Origin of the sequence: Streptomyces aculeolatus (assembly GCF_020400605.1) — a bacterium.
GTDB lineage: Bacteria > Actinomycetota > Actinomycetes > Streptomycetales > Streptomycetaceae > Streptomyces > Streptomyces aculeolatus.
In genome coordinates, this window is the sequence record NZ_JAINRD010000010.1 from 44,101 (window position 1) to 64,926 (window position 20,826).

Here is a 20,826-nt window from a genome sequence, read left to right on the forward strand (position 1 = left end):
CACGACCGGGAGCGGGCCGGCTCAGCGGTCGAGGAGGTGCCGCCCGCGGGCGGTGAGCCGGTGCACGACGTGCGCGCCCGCGCGCTCGCTGGCCACCAGCCCGGCGCCGCGCAGCACCGTCAGGTGGCCGCTGACGGTCGACGCGGGCATGCCGAGGCGGGCGGCGACGGACCCGGTGGTGGCGGTGGCGGCGAGCGCGTCGAGGACCCGGGCGCGGGCGGTGCCGAGCAGCGCGGTGAGCGCGGCGGGCGGCCGGCCGGGGCCGGGCACCGCCGGGTGGCGGCGCACCGGATAGACCACCACAGGCGGCAGGCTGGGGTCGGCGATCGCGATCGGCGCGGTGTGGCAGAAGAACGACGGGATGAGCCGTACGCCCCGGCCCCGCAGCCGCAGGTCGTAGTCGACCGGGTACGGCGCGGCCAGCACCCCGTCGCGCCACCGGAAGGGCCGCAGCGTGCCCAGCACCGCCGGCATCCCGCCGTCGAGCGCGGCCGTACGCCACTTGCGGTCCGCGGCGATCGTGGCCTCCACCTCGCTCCACTCCGGCACGATCAGCCGCGCGTGGAACTGCCGTACGGCGTCCGCGATCCGTTCGAGCTGCGCCCGGTCCCCCGCCGCGAGCCGCCGGGTCCACGCGGGCAGCGGCCGGTGCCGTGCGGCCTCGCGCAGCTCGCGGGCGAGCCGCCGGCCCGGCGTGGCCAGCAGCGTCTCCAGCGCCGCGGACAGCCCCTCCTCGGACTCGACGGGGGTGAGGAAGTCGGGGAAGTACGGGGCGTCGGCGGGCGCCACGTCGCGCAGCAGCCGGCAGGCGGCGCGCAGTTCGCCGCCGTCCAGCCGCGCGGCGGCGCGCCGCCGCCACGGGCGCAGCCGGGCGGGCAGGCGGGCCGCGGGCGTGCTCAGCACGTGCAGCCCGAGGATCGCCTCCCACATGGGATCGGCGGTCCCGGTCAGCTGCACGTGCCGGAAGTCGCGGTCGCCGAAGTGGATGCGCAGCATGCCGGCCATTCCCGTAACGCTAGGACCCCGGCCTCCGCCGGACCGTGGGCTTTTCGACCGAGCCGGAAAAGCCCCGCCCGGCGCGCGTCGGACCGCCGCCTACGATCCGTGGCCTGACACGGGAGCGTACGAGCCCGGGCCGGCGGACCCCGGCCCGGGGCCAGGCAGCGACACGGCCCAGGAGGTCATGGTGAGCGAGACCCGTCCCAACCGCCGACGCGTGCTGAAGGCCGCGGGCGGCCTCACGGCGGCGCTGGCCGCCGGGGGCGCCGGCGCCCTCGCGGCGGCGGCGCCCGCCGCCGCCGCGAACGACGGCTTCGGCCTGCGGATCACCGACCGCAACGAGTCCGACCCGCGCATGTGGTACTACCGGTTCGCGACCGACGCGATCGGCTGGGACCCCGGCGTCAACGTCCTGCTCCCCGACGGCTACCACGACAGCGGGCTGCGCTACCCGGTGCTCTACCTGCTGCACGGGGGCGGCACCGACGCGGACTTCATCCAGTTCGACCGGCTCGGCATCCGCGCGCTGACCGCCGGCAGGCGCGTCATCGTCGTCATGCCGGACGGCGGCCACGCCGGCTGGTACTCCAACCCCGTCTCCTCCAACGCCGGGCCGCGCAACTGGGAGACGTTCCACATCGCCCAGCTGCTGCCGTGGATCGACGCCAACTTCCGTACCTACGCGGAGTACGACGGCCGCGCGGTCGGCGGTTTCTCGATGGGCGGCTTCGGCGCGCTGAAGTACGCGGCCAAGTACTACGGGCACTTCGCCTCCGTCAGCTCGCACTCCGGCCCCGCGAGCCTGCGCCGGGACGCCGGGCTGGTCGTGCACTGGGCGAACGTGTCGTCGGCGGCCGTGGAACTGGCGGGCGGCACCGTCTACGGCGCGCCGCTGTGGAACGAGGCGCGGGTCAGCGCCGACAACCCGATGGAGCGGCTTCCCAGCTACCGCAACAAGCGGGTGTTCCTCGTCGCCGGCACCAGCCCCGACCCGGTGAACTGGTTCGACACCGCCAACGAGACCCAGGTGCTCGCCGGCCAGCGGGAGTTCCGCGGCGCGCTGGCCGGCGCCGGCATCCCGCACGAGTGGCGCGAGGAGCCCGGCGGGCACGTCTTCCGCCCCGAGATGTTCCGCCAGGACCTCGACGGCATCCTCGCCCGGCTGCGCAAGGCGTAGCCGGGGGGCGTACGGGCAGTGCGGCCGTACGCCCCGCCGGGCAAACCCCCCACGCAAACCCCCCACGTCAGGAGCCCCGATGCACATACCCCGCACGCCACGCCCGCCCCGCGCCCGCCTCGTCCCGACGGCCATCGCCACCGCGCTCGCGGCGACCGCCGCCTGCGCCGTGCTCGCCGCCCCCGCCACCGCCGCACCCGGCCCCGGCGCGGGCCCCACGGTGGCCTCCGTACTGGAGGGCGGCACGGCCTCCGGCACCGCCGTCGTCAGCGGGCAGAACCAGCCCGGCACCCGGCTGCACGTCGAGGGCGAGCGGACCGCCGCGGCCCGCACCCTGGACGTCGACTACCAGGTCCAGGAGACCGGTTACTGGTGCGGCCCGGCAGCCACCCGCATCGCGCTGTCCGCACGCATCGCGCCGCCCAGCCAGGGGGCGCTGGCCGCCCAGCTCGGCACCACCGAGGCCGGGACCGACCACATCAGCCAGGTCACCGGCGTGCTCAACGCCAACCTGGGCACCGGCTGGTACGAGACGAAGGAGATGCCGAACGACCCGCCCACGCAGGCCCAGCGCGACCTGCTGTGGCAGGACGTCGTCCTCGACATCGACAACGGTTACCCGGTCGTCGCGAACATCGTCGCCCCGCCCGGCAACCAGCCGCCCGGCTACCCGCCGGACCAGACGATCTACCACTACTTCACCGTGATCGGCTACGACGAGGCCCAGGGCACCGTCCTCATCGCCGACCCGGCGTCCTTCGGCGGCAACCAGATCTACTGGCTCTCCTTCGACCAGCTCGCCACGCTCATCCCGCCGAAGGGCTACGCCGCCTGAGGCCCCCCGGGGAGCACCGGGGCCCGTCCGCGGGAGGGCGGGCCCCGGCCGCTCTCACCGGCGGCGGGGCAGGCCGCGCAGGATCTTGCCCTCCGTCGACAGCACGTAGTCGCCGCCGTCGAAGCGGCGGGTGCGGGCGAACATCAGGTACAGGTACTTGAAGTTCTCCGCGAAGGCGTACGCCGGGAACAGGTCGCCCTGGCGCATCGGCGAGGTCGTCACGTCCTCCAGGATCGTGTAGCCGCCGGGGACGCGGGCGTGGGCCTTCATGCCCTCGAAGTACTGCCACGCCGTGCGGCGGTAGAAGTCGTCCCGCGTCAGCCAGTAGAGGTCGAAGGCGCCGTTGACGTACTCGGGCCGGAACTGGTTGCCCCGCGAGGTGGGGGTCATCGTGCCGTAGTCGATCTCCTCGGGGAGCACGGGCCAGCGCTGCAGGACCGACTCCCACGAGCGGTGGTAGCGCTCGCCGAGGCGCCGGTCGCCGCCCTTGGCGACCAGGCCGCCCCAGAACGACGCCAGTTCGGACTGGCGCCGGCCGGTGGTCTCGCCGGTGGCGAAGTCGACCTGGCGGTACCAGACGTGGCCGTCCCACTCCTCCACCAGGTGCTCGGTCATGGCGCCGTTGAGCAGCCGCCACCAGCGCAGGCAGTCCCGGTCGCCGAACAGCTCCCAGGCGCCCCACAGGTACTCGTAGAAGGAGTCGACGGGCGGGTTGGGGCCCTGGTCCGTGGGGTCGGTCCAGCGGCCGGTCTCGACGTCGAGCCGGGTGCCGAGGAGGTCGAGCGAGGAGCGCCGGTCGAGCACGGCGCGGTAGGCGCGCTTGGCCGCCTCGTAGTACTTGCCGTCGCCGGTGAGCCGGGAGAGCATCCCGAACTCCAGGATGTTCGTGCCGATCTCGGCGAGCGGCGGGGTGGTGCCGTGGACCTCGCCGGTGCGCAGGTTGGCGCGGGTGTACGGCATGCCGGTGGGCGACTTGGTGAACGCGGGCAGCAGCCGGTCGGTGAAGTCGACGCACAGGTCGAGCAGCGACTGCCGGCCGGTGACGAGGTGGCCGGCGAGCAGCCCGCCGACGACGCGGATGATGGCTTCGAAGACGTGGAAGTCGGCGTCGATGTCGAAGTCGAGGTTCTGCTCCAGCCAGTCGGCGGACTCCTTCAGGTCCTCGTCCAGCTCCATCACGTACAGCGTGTCCAGCGCCTCGATCACGGACAGGCCCACGGGGTGGCCCTGGGCGAAGAACTCGCTCGACGTGCCGGAGACGGGCCGTACCTCGTCGTGGCCCCAGGCGGCGGCGCGGTAGCCGTTCCAGGCGTGCAGGAACTCGGTGCGGATCTCGCGTGCGGCGTGCGGCCCCGCGGGTACGCGGACGGCGGCCGCGGGGTGCGCGGCCTCCCCCGCGAGCGCCCGTGCGGGCGCGGCCTGCGCCAGGCCGCCGGCGCCGGCGGCGGACGTCGCGGCGGCGGCTGCCAGCAGCCGGCGGCGGGAGAGAGGGGTGCGGTGGTGTGCGGCGGTGCCCATCGATGCTGCCCCTTCGCGGTGTGGACGCGCCCCCCGACGCGCCTGACATCGTTGTCACGTGCGGTCGTGAATCGAGGCTAGCGGCGCTCGGGACGGTGTCAATGGTGCCCGCGGAGTGTCGCGGGACCCCCGGGACGCGTCCCGGGGCCGGTCCCCGTACCGTTCCCGCCGCGGGCGCCGGGTGGGCCGCACCGGTCCGTACGGCAGCGGGCGTACGGGCCCCCCGCACCCCGCGCGAGCCCCCGCGGCGACCGCCGCCTGATGGGGCATCATCTCTGGCCATGACCGACTCCGAACCCGCGGCGGCCGGCGGCGGGCGGGTGGCGCACAGCCGGGTGCGGATGTCCGGCCGCGACCCCGGCGAGCGCGGCCGGACCGCGACCCCGCTGGAGCTGCTCTTCGACCTGACCTTCGTGGTCGCCGTCGGCACCGCCGCCTCGTTCCTCGCCGAGATGGCCGCCGGGGACCACGCCGCGCGGGCGGTCGTGGCGTTCGCGATGGCCATGTTCGCGATCAGCATCGCGTGGATCAGCTTCAGCTGGTTCTCGTCCGCGTTCGGCACCGACGACTGGCTCTACCGCTCGCTGACCATGCTGCAGATGATCGGCGTCGTCGTCTTCGCCCTCGGCCTGCCGGCGATGTTCCACTCCGTCGAGGACGGCGACCACCTGGAGATCCGCGCGATCGTCATCGGCTACGTCGTGATGCGGATCGCGATGGTGGCGCAGTGGTGGCGGGCCGCCCGGGAGTCGCCCGAGTACCGCGACGTGTGCATGGCCAACATCCGCTGGACCGTGATCGCCCAGGCCGGCTGGCTCGTGGTGGGGTTCACCAGGCTGTCGTTCGCACAGGTGGCCGTCGCCTACGTGGTGTTCACGGCGCTGGAGCTGCTGCTGCCGGTCCTGACGCAGGGCGGCGCGGGCGGGACGCCGTGGCACCCGCACCACGTCGCCGAGCGGTACGGCCTCTTCGCGATCATCACCCTCGGCGAGGGCGTCGTCGGCACCGTCGCCTCCTCGGGCGGCCTCCTCGGCGGCCCGGAGGGCACCGAGTGGACGGCGAACGCCGTGGCCGTCGTCGTCGCCGGCGTCGGGCTGACCTTCGGCATGTGGTGGGTGTACTTCACGACGCCCTTCGGCGACATCCTCGTGCACCGGCGCGCCCGCGGGTACCTCTTCGGCTACGGCCACATCCCGGTGTTCGCCGGCATCGCGGGCGCCGGCGCCGGGCTGCACGTCGCCGGGCTGTACCTGGAGCACGACGCGGCCGTCGGCGAACTCGCCGTGGTGCTGTCCCTGGCCCTGCCCGTCGGCCTGTACCTGCTCGTCGTCTACCTGCTGCACACCCTGCTGCTGTCCGACCGGGACCGCTTCCACGCGCTGCTGATCGCGCTCACGCTGGCCGTGCTGGGCGTGGCGGTGCTGCTGTCCGCGGCCGGGGCGCCGGTCGCGGTGTGCCTGCTGGTCGTGATACTCGCGCCGTTCGTCACCGTCGTCGGCTACGAGACCGTCGGCCACCGGCACCAGCGCCGGGTGCTGGCCGACCTCAGAGCCCGCCGTTCCCCGTCGTGAGCAGGAACTTGCCCACCGCCACCAGCAGCCCGAAGAAGACCGCGACGCCGATCAGCACCACGGACACGCCGCGTGCCGCGCGCTGCGAGCGCCCCGACAGCCGCCGCGGCGAGTCGTCCGCCTGCCGGAAGCCCGCGGCCGCCACCCCTGCTCCGCCCAGCAGCACGGCGGCGGCCACCCACCACCACTCCACGTCCGTCCCCTCCCGGTTCCCGTCCCGGATTCCGTGACCCCTGTGCCGTACGCCGTACGCCCGGCCCCGCACACCCCCGGTGCGCTACTCCTCGCGGCTGGTCAGCTCCAGGCCGAGCGCACGGAACTGCTCGACGGGCCGGTGGTAGCCGCGCTCGATGTGGTGCACCCCGCGCAGCGTCGAGCCGCCGGTGGCGACCGCCGCGGCCAGCACGGCGGAGAACCCGGCGCGGATGTCGGGCATCGTGACGTCGCCGCCGCGCAGGCTGCTGACGCCGCGCACGACGGCGGAGTGCAGCGCGCCCGTGTCGTGGTAGCGGCAGGCGGGGCCGCCCAGGCAGGTGTCGTAGACCTCGATCTCGGCGCCCATGCCCTGCAGCGCGGAGACGTACGCGAGCCGGTTCTCGTACACCGTCTCGTGCAGCACCGACATCCCCTCGGCCTGTGTGAAGAGCACCATCAGCGGGGTCTGCCAGTCGGTGGCGAAGCCCGGGTGGGTGTCCGTCTGCACGGCGGCCGCGCGCAGCGCGCGGGGGGCCGACGCGGTGATCCAGTCGTCGGTGATCTCGAACCGGGCGCCCATCCGCGCCAGCGTGGTGATGGGCGTCACCAGCCGGTCCTGCGGGCAGCCGTGCACCCGCACCTCTCCCCCGGTGACCAGCCCGGCGACCAGGTAGGAAAAGGCCTCGATCCGGTCGCCGCCCAGCCGGGTGGTGGCGCCGCCCAGCGCGTCGACGCCCTCGACGACGATGCGGCGGTCCGGGTAGAGGGAGATCCGCGCTCCCATCCGCTGGAGGAAGAGCGCCAGCTCGACGATCTCCGGCTCGGTGGCGGCGTTGCGGATGACGGTGCGGCCCTCGGCCCGCACGGCGGTCAGCAGCACCGTCTCGGTGGCGCCGACGCTGGGGTACGGCAGGTCGACGCGGGTCCCGCGCAGCCGCGCGGCGCGGGCGTGGATGCCGTCCTCGGCCAGCTCCACCTCGGCGCCGAAGCGGCGCAGCGCGTCGAGGTGGAAGTCGACCGGCCGGCGGCCGATGGGGTCGCCGCCGACCATCGGCACGAAGGCCTCGCCGGTCAGGTGCAGCAGCGGCCCGAGCAGCAGGATCGGAATGCGGTTGAGCCCGGTGAACGCCTTGTCGACGCTCGGGTCCGCCACCGGTCCCGGCACGACGGTGACCTCGCCGTCGGTGCGCTCGACCTTCATGCCCACGTGCTCCAGCATCCGGGCGGTGATGCCGACCTCGCCGACGTCCGGCGCGTTGCGTATGGTGCTCGGCCCGGAGCCGAGCATCGCCGCCACCATGTGCTTGCTGACCGCGTTCTTGGCCCCGCGCACGGTGACGTCGCCGCGCAGCGGTCCGGACGGCTCGATCTGCCACAGCTTCCCATTCACCCGTGCAGCCTACGACCGCGCCCCGGGGGCCCCTCCCCCGGCCCCGTACCGGCCTCCCCACCACCTCCACCGGCGCCGTCGTCCCGAACGGGTGAGGGTGGCCGTGCGGCCTACACGCTGTGCAGTTATCTGCGTACGCTGTGGTGGGATCGCGACCACGACGTGGACGGACTGCCCCGGGGGTGCCATGGGATTCGGCTTCGGCCAGCGGCGCGGCGGGGAACTCCCCGTGGAGCTCACCGGCTTCGTCGGCAGGACGGAGGAGATCGCCCTCATCCGCGCCGAGTTGGCGCGGTCGCGGCTCGTCACGCTGGCCGGCCCCGGCGGGGTCGGCAAGAGCCGCACGGCGATGCGCGCCGCCGCCGGGCTCACCGCCCGCTTCCCGGACGGCGTCTGGCTGGCGGAGCTGTCGGGTCTGCGGGACCCGGAGCTGCTGCTCACCTCGCTCGCCGCGGTGCTGGAGCTGCCCGAGCAGCCGGGCATGGGCACGCTGGACGCGATGGTGGCGCACCTGCGCGAGCGCCGGCTGCTGATCCTCCTCGACACCTGCGAGCACCTGCTCGACGCCTGCGCGATGCTCTCCGACGTGCTGCTGCGCGAGGCCCCGGGCGTCAGCGTGCTCGCCACCAGCCGGCAGCCGCTCGACGTGCCGGGCGAGCGCTGCCTGACGATAGCGCCGCTGGACCCCGCCGAGTCGCTGGAGCTGTTCGTGCAGCGCGCGGCGTCCGTGGTCCCGGGGTTCGCCGTGACCGACGCCAACCGCGCGCAGCTGCTCGCGCTCGTCGGCCGGCTCGACGGGATGCCGCTGGCGCTGGAGCTGGCCGCGGTCCGGCTGCGGGCGGTGCCGCTCGCGGAGCTGGCCACCCGGCTGGACCGCCGCTTCGAGGTGCTCACCGGCGGCCGGCGCACCGCGCACACCCGGCACCAGACGCTCCGTACCGCCATCGGCTGGTCCCATGAGCTGTGCACCGCGCAGGAGCGGCTGCTGTGGGCCCGGCTGTCGGTCTTCGCCGGCTCCTTCGACGTCTCGGCCGCGGAGCGGGTGTGCGCGGGCGGGAAGCTGGCGCGCGAGGACGTGCTGCCGGCACTGATCGGGCTCGTCGACAAGTCCGTCGTCCAGCGCACCGGCGAGGACGGCGACCGCTACCGGCTGCTGGACTCCATCCGCGAGTACGGCGCCGACTGGCTGGCCCGCGCCGGCGACGTCGAGGCCGTGCGCGAACGGCACCTGGCGTCCATGCGGGAGCTGGGCCAGCGCTTCTGGGACGAGCTGCTGACCCCGGCGCAGCCCGGGCTGCACGCGGCCGTACGGGACCGGATCGCCGACCTCAGGGTCGCCATGGCCTACGCGTACGACGCCCCCGAGCGGGCCCGCGACGGCCTGTGGCTGGCGGCCCAGCTCGCGCCGTACTGGCGGGCGGCGGGCACCCTGTCCGAGGGCCGGCACTGGATCGACAAGGGGCTCGACCTGGCACCCGCGGTCTGCGAGGAGCGGGCCTGGGGCCTGCTGATGACCGGGATCTTCGGCATCTGGACCGCGGACCTGGGGACGGCGTCGGAGCGCTTCCCGCTGGCGCGGGAAGCCGCGGACCGGGTGGGGACGGAGCGGGTGGCGCGGTTCGCCGACGCGTACCTGGGGGCGCTCGCGGCGCTGGGCGGCGAGGTCGACGAGGGCCTCGCGGCGCTGGCGGAGGCGCGGGACCGGATCGTGGCGGCCGAGGACGGGCTGGGCATCGGCGTCGTGCACTACGAGGAGGCGCTGCTGCGCGCCGTCCTGGGCGACACCGCCCAGGCGCTGCGGCTGTGCGAGGCGGGGCTCGCGTATCTGGAGGGCACGGGCGACCGGCAGTTGTTCGCCTCGACGCTGGTGGTCCAGGGCACCATCCAGTGGCTCGCCGGGGAGTACGAGACCAGCGCGGAGCCGCTGCACCGGGGGCTGGAGGCGGCGGGCGAGATCGGTGAGGCGCTGGTGGTCGCGCTGGCGTGCCTGGCACTGTCCTGGCACGCGGCCCGGGAGGAGCGGTACGTCAAGGCCGCCTGGCTCCTGGGCTACGCGGAGAACACCCGGAGCCTCAGCGGCGACCCGGTGGGCATGCTGCCGTCGATGCTGGAGCAGCAGGAGTCGGTGGAGAAGGCGGCGGCGGAGGCGCTGGGCGCCGAGGAGTTCGGCCGCTGGCGCGGGCGCGGGGCGCGGATGCAGGGTGCGGCGGTCCTGGCGGCGGTCCGGGCCGGCACGGACGAGCCGCCCGGCGTCCCCGGAGCGGCGGTGGGTCCGCCGGCGGACGGCCGGCCCGCGGCGCCCGCCCTGACGCGGCGGGAGCGCGAGGTGGCGGCGCTGGTGGCGCAGGGGCTGTCGAACCGGGAGGTCGCGGAGCGGCTGGTGATCTCCAAGCGGACGGCGGACGCGCACGTGGAGCACATATTCGCCAAGCTCGGGATCACCTCGCGCCACGAGATCCCGGCGGTCCTGGAGTAGTCCGCGCCCCGCGGCGGCCGGTGCCCGCCCGGGGACGTACGATCGCGCGATGGCGATCACGTACGAGTGGCGCGGCGGGTTCGGCAACGCGGAGGTCAACGCCCTGCACGCCGAGGGCTTCCGGCACCGGGTCCTGGACATCGACTGGCGCGCGCAGTTGGACCGCCACAGCCTCGGCTGGGTGTGCGCCCGCGACGGCGCGGCGCTCGCCGGCTTCGTCAACGTCGCCTGGGACGGCGGCGTGCACGCCTTCCTCCTGGACACCGCGGTGCCGGCGGCGCGCCGGCACGAGGGCATCGGCACGGCCCTGGTCGCGGCGGCGGAGGCCCGGGCCCGCGCGGCCGGGTGCGAGTGGCTGCACGTCGACTTCGACGAGGAGTTGGGCCCGTTCTACGTCGAGGGCTGCGGGTTCCGGCCGACGCCCGCGGGCCTGATCCGGCTGGCCGGCTGACCCGGGCCGCCCCGCGGCGACGGCGCCGGGCCACCGCCCGGCCGCCGCCTCTTCACCGGACCGCCGCTGCACATGTCGCCCATGGGCGGCTTTGCACCGTTGCCCGGCCGGCGGCCGCGGCCGGAGGATGGCGGGCGTCGGGGCTCCACGAAGCCGCCTGGGGAGGCCGCATGAGGTCGAGCAGCCGGATCCGTCGCGTATCGGCCGTCCTGGGTGGCGCGTTCGCGCTCGTCGTCGCCCTGCCGCACGCCGCCTCGGCGGCCGCCGCGCCGCCGCAGGCGCTGCCGGCGAACGCGGACGGCCTGGAGCAGACCTTCCAGCCCGCGTACGACTACGACACCGACGGCTGCTACCCCACGCCCGCCATCGGCCCCGACGGCACGGTCAACCCGGGCCTGGAGCCGGGCGGCGCGCTCAACGGCGACTGCCGCGACGCCGCGGACCTGGACAACACCAACGGCTACTCGCGCGCGAAGTGCAACAACGGCTGGTGCGCCGTGGTCTACGGCCTGTACTTCGAGAAGGACCAGGCCCTGCCCGGCACCGCCCTCTTCGGGCACCGGCACGACTGGGAGCACGTCGTGGTGTGGACCCGTGGCGACGAGGCGCAGTACGTATCGACGTCGGCGCACGGCGACTTCGACACGTACCCCCGCGACCAGATCCGGTGGGACGGCACCCACCCCAAGGTCGTCTACCACAAGGACGGCATCGGCACCCACGCCTTCCGCCCCGCCACCGGCAACGACGAGCCGCCGGAGAACCACCGGGGCGCCTGGCAGTTCCCCGGCCTGGTGGGCTGGAACGGCTATCCGCCGGGGCTGCGCGACCTGCTCGCCACCACGGACTTCGGCAGCGCCAACTTCGGCCTGAAGGACTCCTCCTTCGTCTCGCACCTGGAGAAGGCCCTGCCCGCGGGCATCCCGTTCGATCCCGGCGCGCCGTAGCGGGGGGCCGGGGCCGCCTCACTCCCCCAGTTTCCGCAGGTCCTCCTTGCGGATCGTCGCGGTGATCAGCAGGTCGGTGATGAGGTTGTGGTTGAGCGCGTTGCCCACGGGCGACGGCACGTCCTTCGCCAGCAGCCCCGGCACCCCGTCGCGGCTCAGCTTCTTGCGCACGCCGGCGACGATGTGCGCGGCGGTCTTCTCCGTCCAGTTGCGCCCGGGCTGCAGCCGCGCCAGCTCGTACGCGACCTGGGCCCACGTCAGCGGCTGCGGCTGCGGGTCGCCCTGCAGATAGCGCTGGGCGAGGCAGACGAGCACCAGCATCTCGTCCTCGTCGAGGTCGCGCTCCTCGCCGAGGGTCGACTCCTCCTGCACGGTCGGGCCCCCGGCCGTGCCGCCGGGCCTGGCCGCGGAGATCCGCACCTCGAGCAGGTGGTCCTCGGGGGACGAGACGACGAACAGCGGGGTGTAGCCGGTGGGCAGGAAGGCCTGGTCGCCGCGGTGCACCAACCGGGAGTCGGGGAAACGGATCGGCCGCTTCCCGGTGTTGGTCAGCACCCAGCGCGCGTACTGGCGGGTGACCATCCCCTGCCGGCGGCTGACGCGCTTGTCGCCGCCGCCCACGCAGACGTGCACCTCGGGCTCGTTGCGCCCGAACAGCAGGGTGAAGCCCGCGTCCGGGGCCACGCTCATCCCGCCGTTCGAGCCGAGCACGAACAGCGTCTCCGGCTGCGGCGGCACGTCGGCGGGCGGCAGCCCTCGGCTGAGGCTGCCGACTTCCTTCGGCAGCAGAATGATCTTACTCGCCATGGCGGGTACCCCCTTCTCCGGGTGACTGCGCCTCACCGTAGCCACCCCCGGCCCGGAGGGGTCCCGGGCCCGGGAGACTAAGCGGGCCGGACTACGCGCGCGAGTCGGCGGGCGGGACGGCGAAGGCCACCTCGCCGGCGGCCTCCGCGCTGTACGGGCCGGGGCCGCGCATCGCGGCGGGGATACCCGCGTTGGGCGAGCGCTGCGACATCTGCTTGCGGCCGTCGACGTGGATCTCGTAGGTGACCTCGCCGTAGTGGGACATGTCCAGGCTCCAGGCGGCGGAGCCGTTCTCCCGGGGGACCTCGGCGGTCTTGCGCCAGGGCAGCGCGACGTCCTTCAGCGTCACCGGCTTGCGGTTGACGGAGTACGTCATCTCCTGGACGGGTCCGTCGCCGGTGAGGACGATCTCGACCGGCACCGGTTCGAGCGGCGGCGGCGGTTCGGGCTTCCTGACGGGCGGCGCGGAGTCCTCGGCCCCGGAGCCCGCGTGCTCCGGCGCCTTCGGCCGCGGCTCGTCCCCGCGCACGGCGAACAGGACGGCGGCGCCCGCGACGGCGGCGGCCGCAAGCGCGGCCGCGCCGCCGAGCAGCAGGCGGCGGCGCGGGGAACCGGCCGGCGCCAGCGGGGGGTTGGCGGCCTCGCCGGCGTGCGCGTCGATCGCCGCGAGGACGGGCGCGGGCAGCCAGCCGGCGCCGGGGGGCGGGGGGTGCGGACCCTCGGCCGCGGCGAGGCGGGCGCCGAGCGCGGCGGGCGCGGGGCGTTCCTCGGGCTCCGGGCGGCGGCAGTCGGCGATCAACTCGCGCAGGGGGGCGTCGTCCTCGGGCCCTGGCGGCCCGCCGCCTTCCGTGCCGCCGCGGGCACAGGCGTAGGCGAGCGTGGAGCCGAGCGAGTACACGTCGGTGGCCGGCCCTGCCACGGCGCCGGCGACCTGCTCGGGCGACATGAAGCCGGGGGTGCCCGCGAGTTCCGCGGGCTGCGCGGCGGCGGCGATGCCGAAGTCGACGAGCTTGGGCCCCTCGGCGGTGAGCAGCACGTTGGCGGGCTTGACGTCGCGGTGGACGACGCCGGCGCGGTGCACCGCGGCCAGCGCCTCCGCGAGCCCGGCGGCCAGCCGGCGCACCGAGTGGGCGGGCAGCGGCCCGAACCGCTCCACCGCCTCGTGCAGCGAGACCGACGGCACGAACTCCGTCGCCATCCACGGCACCCGGCCGCCGGGGTCGGCCGCGACGACCGGCGGGCTGTGCACGCCGCCCGCGGCGGCGGTGGCGGCGACCTCCCGTACGAAGTGGTCCACCGCGTCCGGCCGGCGCAGCCGCTCGGCGTGCACGACCTTGACGGCCACCAGGCGCCCGCCGCGGGAGCGGCCGAGGTAGACGACGGCCGTGGCGCCGCTGCCGAGGCGCGCCAGGATGCGGTGCCCGCCCAGGGAGCGGGGGTCGTCGGGCTCAAGGGGCTCCACTCGTGCCTCCGTTCGGCCGGCGTGCGGTGGGGGGTCTGAGGGCTTGTACGTACCCGTCGGGGAGGCCGGCGAACACCAGCCCGGCGGTGGCGGTGAGGTCGTGGACGTACTCGGCGCCGCCGTACGTCCACAGGACGCTCCGGTCGGCCGGGTCCAGAGCGTACAGCCGCTCGCCCCCGCCGGTGGCGGCGTCTTCGGTACCGCTCCCCCGGACGTGGACGGCGCCGCCGGCGAGTGCGACGAAGCCCTGGCCGGGAAACGACCCGACGTGGTCGCCGGTGGCCGCGCGCCACGCCTGGAGCCGGCGCTTCTGCTCGACGTAGAGCAGGCCGCCGGCGGCGGCGTGCACGGTGCTGGGGTAGTCCAGTTGCCGCTTCCATGCCGTGCGGCCGTCCGCGGTGCGCACGACGAGGTGGAGGAAGGCGTCGCAGACGAAGACGAGGCCGTCCGCGGCGAGTACGGCGGTGGTGTCCTCGGCGGGGTGGCTCCAGCGCCTCTTGCCGTCGGCGGCGCCGAGCGCGGTGACCTCCTCGCCGTCGTCGGCGAGGAGGAGTCCGGAGCCGACCGTGAGGGAGAAGACGTTGGCCGCGTGGGACCAGCGTTCGCCGCCGCCGCGGCTGTCCAGCGCGACGAGGCGGTCGGTGGCGACGTACGTGAGCCCGCCGGCGGCGACCACGGACTGGATGAAGCCGAACTCCTCCTCGTACGTCCAGCGTTCGCCGCCGGTGGCGGGGTCGACCGCCACGACGCGCTCGGCCCCGTCCCCCGCCGGGCCCACGAGGTAGGCCGTTCCGTCTCCGGTGGCGAACTCGCCGCCGCCGCCGTCGTCGTCCCAGCGGTGCCGCCACAGCTCGTCGCCCGTACGGGGGTCGAGGGCCTGCACGCCGGGCCTGTCGCCGCCGTGGGCGAAGAGCACGCCGCCGGCGGTGTGGAGGCCGGTGGGGCTGTCGCCGCGGTAGCGGGCCCGTTTCCGCCAGACGGCCCCGGCCTCGGGGGGCGGCGGCGTGGTCCGCGTACCCGGGTCCCGGCCGCGGCCGTCGGCGGGCGGGGCGCCGTCGGACCCGTCGAGCAGCGGGCGGGCGAGGGCCGCCGCGCCGGCGACGGCGGCGGCGCCCAGCCCGAGGAGGAGGGCGCGGCGGCGGGTACGGGGCGTGCCGCCGCCGGGGGTGCCGGCCGGGCCGGGCGCACCGCGGGGCCCGCCCGGCCCGGGCGCGCCCGCCTCGCCCGTCGTGCCGGTCGCGGCCGTCTCGGCGAACGGGTCCGCGGTCGCCTCCCCGGGCCGTACCGGCGCGACCGCCCCTGCTTGCGGCCACGGCGTGCGGGCGGTGCGGGCGTCGATCTCCTCCGCGAGCGCGGCGGGCAGCCAGCGCGTGCCGTGCACGCTGGCCGCGGGCTCCCCCAGCAGGTCCAGCAACGCGTCCGGGGCCGGCCGGTGGCGCGGGTCCCGGCGCAGGCAGGCCGCGACGACCGAGCGCAGCCGGCGGTCCGTCACGCCGGCGAGGTCGGCCTGCCCGCGCCGGATCCGCTGCAGCGTGTCGATCCGGTTGCCGGCGTCGAAGGGCGCCTTGCCCGCCGTCGCGTACGCGAGCACCGAGCCGAGGGCGAACACATCGGCCGGCGGCCCGGCGCGTCCGCCCGCGGCCTGCTCCGGCGACATGAACCCGGGCGTGCCGAGCAGCGCGCCGTCCTGGGTGAGGGTCGCGGAGTCCTCGGGCCGGGCGATGCCGAAGTCGATGACACGCGGGCCGCCGGGGGTGAGCATGATGTTGCCCGGTTTGAAGTCGCGGTGCACCAGGCCGGCGCCGTGAATCGCGGCGAGCGCCTCCGCGAGCGCGGAGGCCAGCAGCCGCACCACGGCGGTGGGCAGCGCGCCGAACGTGCCGACCGCCTCGTCGAGGGAGAGCCCCGGGAGGTACGCGGTCGCCAGCCACGGGGGCTCGGCGTCCGGGTCGGCGTCGACGAGCGGCGCGGTGTAGGCGCGGGTGACCGTGCGGGCGGCGGCGACCTCGCGGCGGAAGCGGGCACGGTACCGGCCGTCGCCGACCAGCCGGGGACTGACGACCTTCACCGCCACGAGCGTCCCGGCGGGCGAGCGGCCGAGGTAGACGACGCCCATGCCGCCGGCGCCGAGCCGCCCCAGCACGCGGTAGCCGCCGACCTCCCGCGGATCGCCGCGCTCCAGCTCCTCCAACGCGCCCCTCCTCCCCTCCGCGCCCGGGCCGCCGTGCCGACCAGCCGAAGCGTAGGCCCACCGGGTGGCCTCCCGAAGATCCCCGGATGGCAGACTTGCGGCGGGTACGGGTGATGCCGTACCGAAGCGACGACCACACGCGGAGAGGACCTGCTGCCCATGAGCGTCTACGACGTCGAGCTGCGCACCCTGGCCGGTGCACCCGCCTCGCTGGGGCAGTTCCGCGGTACCGCGGTGCTCGCCGTCAACGTGGCCTCGAAGTGCGGACTGACCCCCCAGTACGCGGGCCTGGAGAAGCTGCACGCGCAGTACGCGGACCGGGGCTTCGCGGTCGCCGGCTTCCCGTGCAACCAGTTCGGCGGCCAGGAGCCGGGCACGGCCGAGGAGATCGCGACGTTCTGCTCGGCGACGTACGGCGTGACCTTCCCGATGTTCGAGAAGCTGGAGGTCAACGGCCCGGACCGGCACCCGCTGTACCGGGAGCTGGTGCAGCTGCCGGACGCCGACGGGGCGGCGGGCGACGTGCAGTGGAACTTCGAGAAGTTCCTGCTGGACGCCGCGGGCAAGCCGGTCGCCCGGTTCCGCCCGCGGACCGCGCCGGACGACGCCGCGCTGATCGCGGCCGTCGAGTCCGTCCTGCCGCGCTGACCCCCGCGGCGCGCGGCCGCCGGTTGCCAACGAACGTGCAACGATCGCCCGTTCGCCGCAGAGGCGGCGCTCCGCGCGCTGCGACAGTGGCGCACATGATCCGCCGTACCGCGCTCCCCGCGCTCGCCCTGTGCCCCCTGCTCGTCCTCACCGCCTGCGGTGACGACGACGGGGGCGGCGGGACGTCGCCCTCGGCGGACGGCCCGTCCGAGCCCGGCGTGCCCGCGCCCCCGGATGCGACCCGCTCCCCGGCGCCCGGCGAGGGCTCGCAGGATCCGGACGACATCAACGGCGACGGCCACCGCGACCTGCTCGTACCCGTGTACCTCGGCGACGATCCGCAGACCGCCGAGGAGTGCGTCGGCGTCGTCTACGGCTCGGCCGACGGCCTCGACCCGGCTGCGCACACCGTCCTGCGGCGCGCCGAACTCGGTCTGCCGGACGCCTCGCCCGCCGCCCCCGGAGACGCCCGCCTCTCGGTGAACCACCTGGTCAACGCCGATCTGGACGACGACGGCTTCCCCGACTTCGTCACGACCGTGGCGGCGGCCGAGGAGTCGGAGACCGTGCCCTACGTGAGTTTCGGCGGCCCGCGGCAGCCCGTGCCCGACCCCGAGACGGCTGCACTCCGGCTGCCCGCGGACGTGGCCGGCGCCACCTGGGGCTCGCTGGAGCGCGGGGACTTCGACGCCGACGGCCACCACGACCTGGCCCTGGAGGGACTCGGCCCCGCGGGCGGAGTGCTCGTGGTGATGTACGGGCCGTTCACCCGGGCCGGCGAGCCCGCGCGCACCGACACCGGTCTGCCGAACGAGGAGGGCACGCTCATCGCCGACGAGATCGACCCCACCGGCGAGCCGCGCGCGACCTCACTGCTGCTCCAGGGCGTCAACGACGGCGAGCAGTCCGCGAACACCCTCTTCCCGGCGAGCCCCGGATCCGGCCTGTCCGCCGACGGCCGCGAGCTGGTGGCCGGCAGCGCCCACGCCTTCGGGGACTTCGACGGCGACGGGCGGCGCGACGTCGCCGTGGGCGACGACGGCGGGCGCAACAACGAGCCCGGCTACGAGACGGAGGCGCCGGAGGTCGACGGCAAGGCCACGCTCTACCCCGGCGACGGCGGCGACCCCGTCGTCCTCGACCTGCCGGAGCCGCCGGCCGGCGAGGGCGACTCGTACTACGGCCCCGGCGGCTTCACCGCCGCCGACCCGGACGGCGACGGCCGCGACGCGCTGGTCGTCTCGACGTACGAGGACGCCACGCTCATCGACGGCGACGAGCGCACGTCCGTGCTGCGCGAGGGTCCGGCGCGCACCCCCGAGGGCAAGCGGACGCCCGCGAAGGACCGCAACGCCCGGCCCGCGGGCGCCGCGGACTTCGACGGGGACGGCACCGACGAACTGATCCTCAACTGGGCGCCGGACCCGCTCTTCGCGACGTACGGGGAGTCCCCCACGTATTGGTGGATCACCGACGGCGCCTCGGCGCGGGACGCGGTGGCGTTCACCACGACGGAGTTCGCACCGCGCAGCCCCTGACCCCGGCGCCCCCGGCGGGCGCCCTCACCCGACGGGCCCGGTGCGTATCCCGACCGCCGCGGCGAGGCGGCGGGCGTGGGCGGCGGCCTCAGCGGCGGTGGCGCCGCGGGCCAGGACGTGGCCGGCCTTGTCCTCGTTCCAGGTCAGCGGGGACACCACGGAGCCGGCGCGCACGCCCAGGTGGAGTTCGACGCAGGCCGGGTCCGCGCGCACCTCGTCGGCGCCGGTCACCTCCACCACGCGGCCGGGCTCCGGCGTGAGGAACCGTACGGCCGCACCGCCCCGCGGTTCGGGAGCCGCGGCCGGCGGTTCGAGGATGCCGAGCCCGGCGGCCAGGGCGTACCGCTCCATGTCGACGCCGTAGGCGATCCGGGTCAGCTCGGCGATGCGGTCGCCGCCGACGCGGTTGTGCGACTCGACGATCCGCGGGCCGCGGGCGGTCAGCTTGACCTCGGTGTGCCCGGGGCCGTTGCGCAGCCCGACGGCGTCGAGGAACTCCGCGACCAGCCGCGCGGCGTCGCCCAGCACGCCGGGCGGAGCCGCGCTGGGCTGCGTGTGGCCGACCTCCACGAAGCCAGCGCCGCCCGTCTCCTTGTCGGTCACCGCGACCACCACGTGCCGGCCGTCGAAGCTGAGGGTCTCCACGCTGATCTCAGGGCCTTCGAGGTACTCCTCCATCAGGAACTCCTCGAAGGAGCCGGCGTCGGCGAGGTCGCGTGCGCTCCACGCGCCGTCGAGCGACCGGAACCGCGCGGCGACGGATTCCACGTCCTCCCGGTCCCGTACGTGGAACACGCCCAGGCTGCCCGACTCGCGGACCGGCTTGACGATCATCGGCAGCCCGTGCGCGGCTGCGAACTCCCGTACGTCCGCCGCCGTCCGGCCCACCGCAGCGGCCACCGGGCTGACGCCGCGCGCGGCGAGGCGCCCGCGCATCCGGCCCTTGTCCAGCAGGAGTTCCACGGTCTCGACGGACTCGCCGCCGAGCCCGAGCGCCTCGTTGATCCGCGCCGCGGGCAGGAGCCCGAGTTCGAAGAGCGACACCGCCGCCCGCAGCGGGTACGCCGCGTGCAGCGCCCGCACCAGCGGCAGCAGGCGGCCGGCGTCCCCGTAGTCGAGCAGCAGGGCCTGGTCGACGTACGGCCAGTGGCCGCGGTCGTAGGCGTCGGGGTACTGGACGTGCACGACGTCCAGCCCGAGCTCCCGGGCCTTGCGCACCTGCGCGAGCGTGCCTCCGACGACGAGCACGCGGGGGCGCGCAGGGGCCGGCGGCTGTGCGGTGTCCATGATCGCTTCCCTCTTCCGTGCGGTGGGATCGCCCGACACGCTACGACCGGTTCCGGACAATCCACTTCCGGAATATGCGACGGCCGCCTAACCTGCCCGGGTGCCGAACGACCTCAGCCCCACCGCGCGGGCCCTGCGCACGATGGAGATCCTCCGGGCGCGGCCCGGCGCGACCGCGGACGAACTCGCCGGGGAACTGGGCGTCACCGAGCGGGCGGCGCGCCGGTACGTCGGGATCCTCCGGGAGGCCGGCGTCCCGGTCGAGTCGGCCCGCGGCCCGTACGGCGGCTACCGGCTGGGGCGCGGCGCGCGGCTGCCTCCGGTGGTCTTCACCGAGGCCGAGGCGCTGGCGCTGGTCATGGCGGCGCTCGACGACGCGGACGAGCTGGTGGGCAAGGCGCTGGACAAGGTGGTCCGGGCGCTGCCGGAGAGCGTCGGCCGGCAGGCGGCGACGCTCCGCGACCACGCCTCCGCCGCACCCGACCCGAACGCCGCCCGCCCCGACCCGGGCACCACCGGCGCGCTGGTCGCGGCGTGCGCGGAGCGGCGCAGCGTGCGGATCGCGTACCGCAGCGAGGCGGGACGGGAGTCGGAGGGGCTGGTCGACCCGTGGGCGGTGGTCGTACGCCACGGGCGCTGGTACCTGCTGTGCCGCTCGCACCGCGCGGACGCGATCCGCACCTACCGCGTCGACCGCATCGGCGGGGTCCACCGGACCACCCGCGCCTTCACGCCGCCCGCCGGCCTCGACCCGGTCGCGGTGCTGGAGGAGAACCTCGGCACCGGCTGGGAGTACCCGGCCCGCGTGGTGTTCGACGCGCCGGTGGCGGAGGTCGCGCGGTGGGTGCGGCCGCCGATGGGGCGCCTGGAGGCGGCGGGCGACGGCTGCGTGCTGACCGGCAGCACGAGCACGCCGGTGATGTACGCGCGGGACTGGCTGGCGCGGATGCCGTTCGCCTTCCGCGTGGAGGGCGGCCCGGAACTGCGCGCGGCGGTCGCGGCGCTGGCGGCGCGGCTGACGGCCGCGTCGGAGCCGGGGGCGCCGGAGGCGTAGGAGGAGCGGGTCACGTCAGGGCGCCGACGACGAGGGCGAGCAGCGCGGCCGCCACGGTGAGCGTCGCGCCGAAGGCGGCCCCGGCGCGCAGCAGAGCGGCGGGGGCGGAGGCGCCGTCGGCGCGGGCCAGCAGCCCGGTGGCGACGGCGGCCAGGAGGGCGAGGAGCGCGGCGGCGAGCAGGGCGAGCGCAAGGATCGTCAGGATGGTCGGCGATGCGGTCATGTGACTGTTCCCTTCCGGCGCGGGCATACGGTCCGCAACGAAAATGGCCGGAGAGGC

General features: G+C 75.6%; 18 protein-coding genes. 9 read left to right on the forward strand and 9 right to left on the reverse strand.

Annotated elements, in window-relative coordinates:
• Positions 1-21: 21 nt before the first annotated feature.
• On the reverse strand, positions 22-1,005 hold the full coding sequence (locus LG396_RS18525) for an ArsR/SmtB family transcription factor (protein ID WP_225795582.1): 984 nt from the start codon (positions 1,003-1,005) through the stop codon (positions 22-24).
• Between the two features lie 178 nt (positions 1,006-1,183).
• Between LG396_RS18525 and LG396_RS18530 the strand changes: the two genes are divergently transcribed.
• Both LG396_RS18530 and LG396_RS18535 read left to right on the forward strand, forming a co-directional pair.
• Positions 1,184-2,176: an alpha/beta hydrolase gene (locus LG396_RS18530; RefSeq protein ID WP_018835405.1), complete on the forward strand. Its 993-nt coding sequence runs from the start codon at positions 1,184-1,186 to the stop codon at positions 2,174-2,176.
• Positions 2,177-2,255: 79 nt separating this feature from the next.
• On the forward strand, positions 2,256-3,011 hold the full coding sequence (locus tag LG396_RS18535; protein WP_100302012.1) for a C39 family peptidase: 756 nt from the start codon (positions 2,256-2,258) through the stop codon (positions 3,009-3,011).
• A gap of 54 nt (positions 3,012-3,065) precedes the next feature.
• Here the strand turns inward: LG396_RS18535 and LG396_RS18540 are convergent, their stop codons facing one another.
• A complete protein-coding gene (locus LG396_RS18540) occupies positions 3,066-4,529 on the reverse strand; it encodes a glycoside hydrolase family 47 protein (RefSeq protein ID WP_225795583.1) in 1,464 nt (487 codons plus the stop codon).
• Positions 4,530-4,810: 281 nt separating this feature from the next.
• On the opposite strand from LG396_RS18540, the gene LG396_RS18545 reads away from it, so the two are divergent.
• On the forward strand, positions 4,811-6,100 hold the full coding sequence (locus LG396_RS18545; RefSeq protein ID WP_225795584.1) for a low temperature requirement protein A: 1,290 nt from the start codon (positions 4,811-4,813) through the stop codon (positions 6,098-6,100).
• On the opposite strand, the gene LG396_RS18550 is transcribed toward LG396_RS18545, so the two are convergent.
• Together LG396_RS18550 and murA are read right to left on the reverse strand one after the other, a co-directional pair.
• The gene (locus LG396_RS18550) at positions 6,075-6,293 is read right to left on the reverse strand and encodes a hypothetical protein (protein ID WP_225795585.1); all 219 of its coding nucleotides are present in this window, start codon (positions 6,291-6,293) and stop codon (positions 6,075-6,077) included. The two genes, LG396_RS18545 and LG396_RS18550, sit on opposite strands and share 26 nt — an antisense overlap.
• Before the next feature lie 84 nt (positions 6,294-6,377).
• Positions 6,378-7,685, reverse strand: a complete 1,308-nt coding sequence (gene murA / locus LG396_RS18555) for a UDP-N-acetylglucosamine 1-carboxyvinyltransferase (RefSeq protein WP_225795586.1) — start codon at positions 7,683-7,685, stop codon at positions 6,378-6,380.
• A gap of 187 nt (positions 7,686-7,872) precedes the next feature.
• Between murA and LG396_RS18560 the strand changes: the two genes are divergently transcribed.
• From LG396_RS18560 to LG396_RS18570, 3 genes are all read left to right on the forward strand, one after another.
• On the forward strand, positions 7,873-10,161 hold the full coding sequence (locus LG396_RS18560; protein ID WP_225795587.1) for an ATP-binding protein: 2,289 nt from the start codon (positions 7,873-7,875) through the stop codon (positions 10,159-10,161).
• A gap of 49 nt (positions 10,162-10,210) precedes the next feature.
• Complete coding sequence (locus LG396_RS18565; RefSeq protein ID WP_225795588.1) at positions 10,211-10,612, forward strand: GNAT family N-acetyltransferase; 402 nt, start codon at positions 10,211-10,213, stop codon at positions 10,610-10,612.
• Between the two features lie 170 nt (positions 10,613-10,782).
• On the forward strand, positions 10,783-11,559 hold the full coding sequence (locus tag LG396_RS18570; protein WP_225795589.1) for an NPP1 family protein: 777 nt from the start codon (positions 10,783-10,785) through the stop codon (positions 11,557-11,559).
• Positions 11,560-11,577: 18 nt separating this feature from the next.
• On the opposite strand, the gene LG396_RS18575 is transcribed toward LG396_RS18570, so the two are convergent.
• From LG396_RS18575 to LG396_RS18585, 3 genes are all read right to left on the reverse strand, one after another.
• Positions 11,578-12,366 (reverse strand): hypothetical protein, encoded by a 789-nt coding sequence (locus LG396_RS18575; RefSeq protein ID WP_037744458.1) that lies wholly within the window; start codon positions 12,364-12,366, stop codon positions 11,578-11,580.
• Between the two features lie 91 nt (positions 12,367-12,457).
• A complete protein-coding gene (locus LG396_RS18580) occupies positions 12,458-13,828 on the reverse strand; it encodes a protein kinase domain-containing protein (RefSeq protein WP_225795590.1) in 1,371 nt (456 codons plus the stop codon).
• Positions 13,815-16,019 carry a serine/threonine-protein kinase gene (locus LG396_RS18585; RefSeq protein WP_225795591.1) on the reverse strand — a complete coding sequence of 735 codons (2,205 nt, stop codon included), beginning with the start codon at positions 16,017-16,019 and terminating at the stop codon, positions 13,815-13,817. The genes LG396_RS18580 and LG396_RS18585 overlap by 14 nt, the downstream gene beginning before the upstream one ends.
• A gap of 159 nt (positions 16,020-16,178) precedes the next feature.
• Here LG396_RS18585 and LG396_RS18590 point away from each other — a divergent pair, with 159 nt between their 5' ends.
• Both LG396_RS18590 and LG396_RS18595 read left to right on the forward strand, forming a co-directional pair.
• Positions 16,179-16,667, forward strand: a complete 489-nt coding sequence (locus LG396_RS18590) for a glutathione peroxidase (protein ID WP_100302004.1) — start codon at positions 16,179-16,181, stop codon at positions 16,665-16,667.
• Positions 16,668-16,762: 95 nt separating this feature from the next.
• Positions 16,763-18,205 (forward strand): hypothetical protein, encoded by a 1,443-nt coding sequence (locus LG396_RS18595; protein ID WP_225795592.1) that lies wholly within the window; start codon positions 16,763-16,765, stop codon positions 18,203-18,205.
• Between the two features lie 24 nt (positions 18,206-18,229).
• On the opposite strand, the gene LG396_RS18600 is transcribed toward LG396_RS18595, so the two are convergent.
• The gene (locus tag LG396_RS18600; protein ID WP_225795593.1) at positions 18,230-19,492 is read right to left on the reverse strand and encodes an ATP-grasp domain-containing protein; all 1,263 of its coding nucleotides are present in this window, start codon (positions 19,490-19,492) and stop codon (positions 18,230-18,232) included.
• A 100-nt stretch (positions 19,493-19,592) separates the two neighbouring features.
• Between LG396_RS18600 and LG396_RS18605 the strand changes: the two genes are divergently transcribed.
• Positions 19,593-20,546, forward strand: a complete 954-nt coding sequence (locus tag LG396_RS18605) for a helix-turn-helix transcriptional regulator (protein ID WP_225795594.1) — start codon at positions 19,593-19,595, stop codon at positions 20,544-20,546.
• Positions 20,547-20,556: 10 nt separating this feature from the next.
• Here the strand turns inward: LG396_RS18605 and LG396_RS18610 are convergent, their stop codons facing one another.
• Positions 20,557-20,769, reverse strand: a complete 213-nt coding sequence (locus LG396_RS18610; RefSeq protein ID WP_225795595.1) for a hypothetical protein — start codon at positions 20,767-20,769, stop codon at positions 20,557-20,559.
• Positions 20,770-20,826 lie beyond the last annotated feature (57 nt).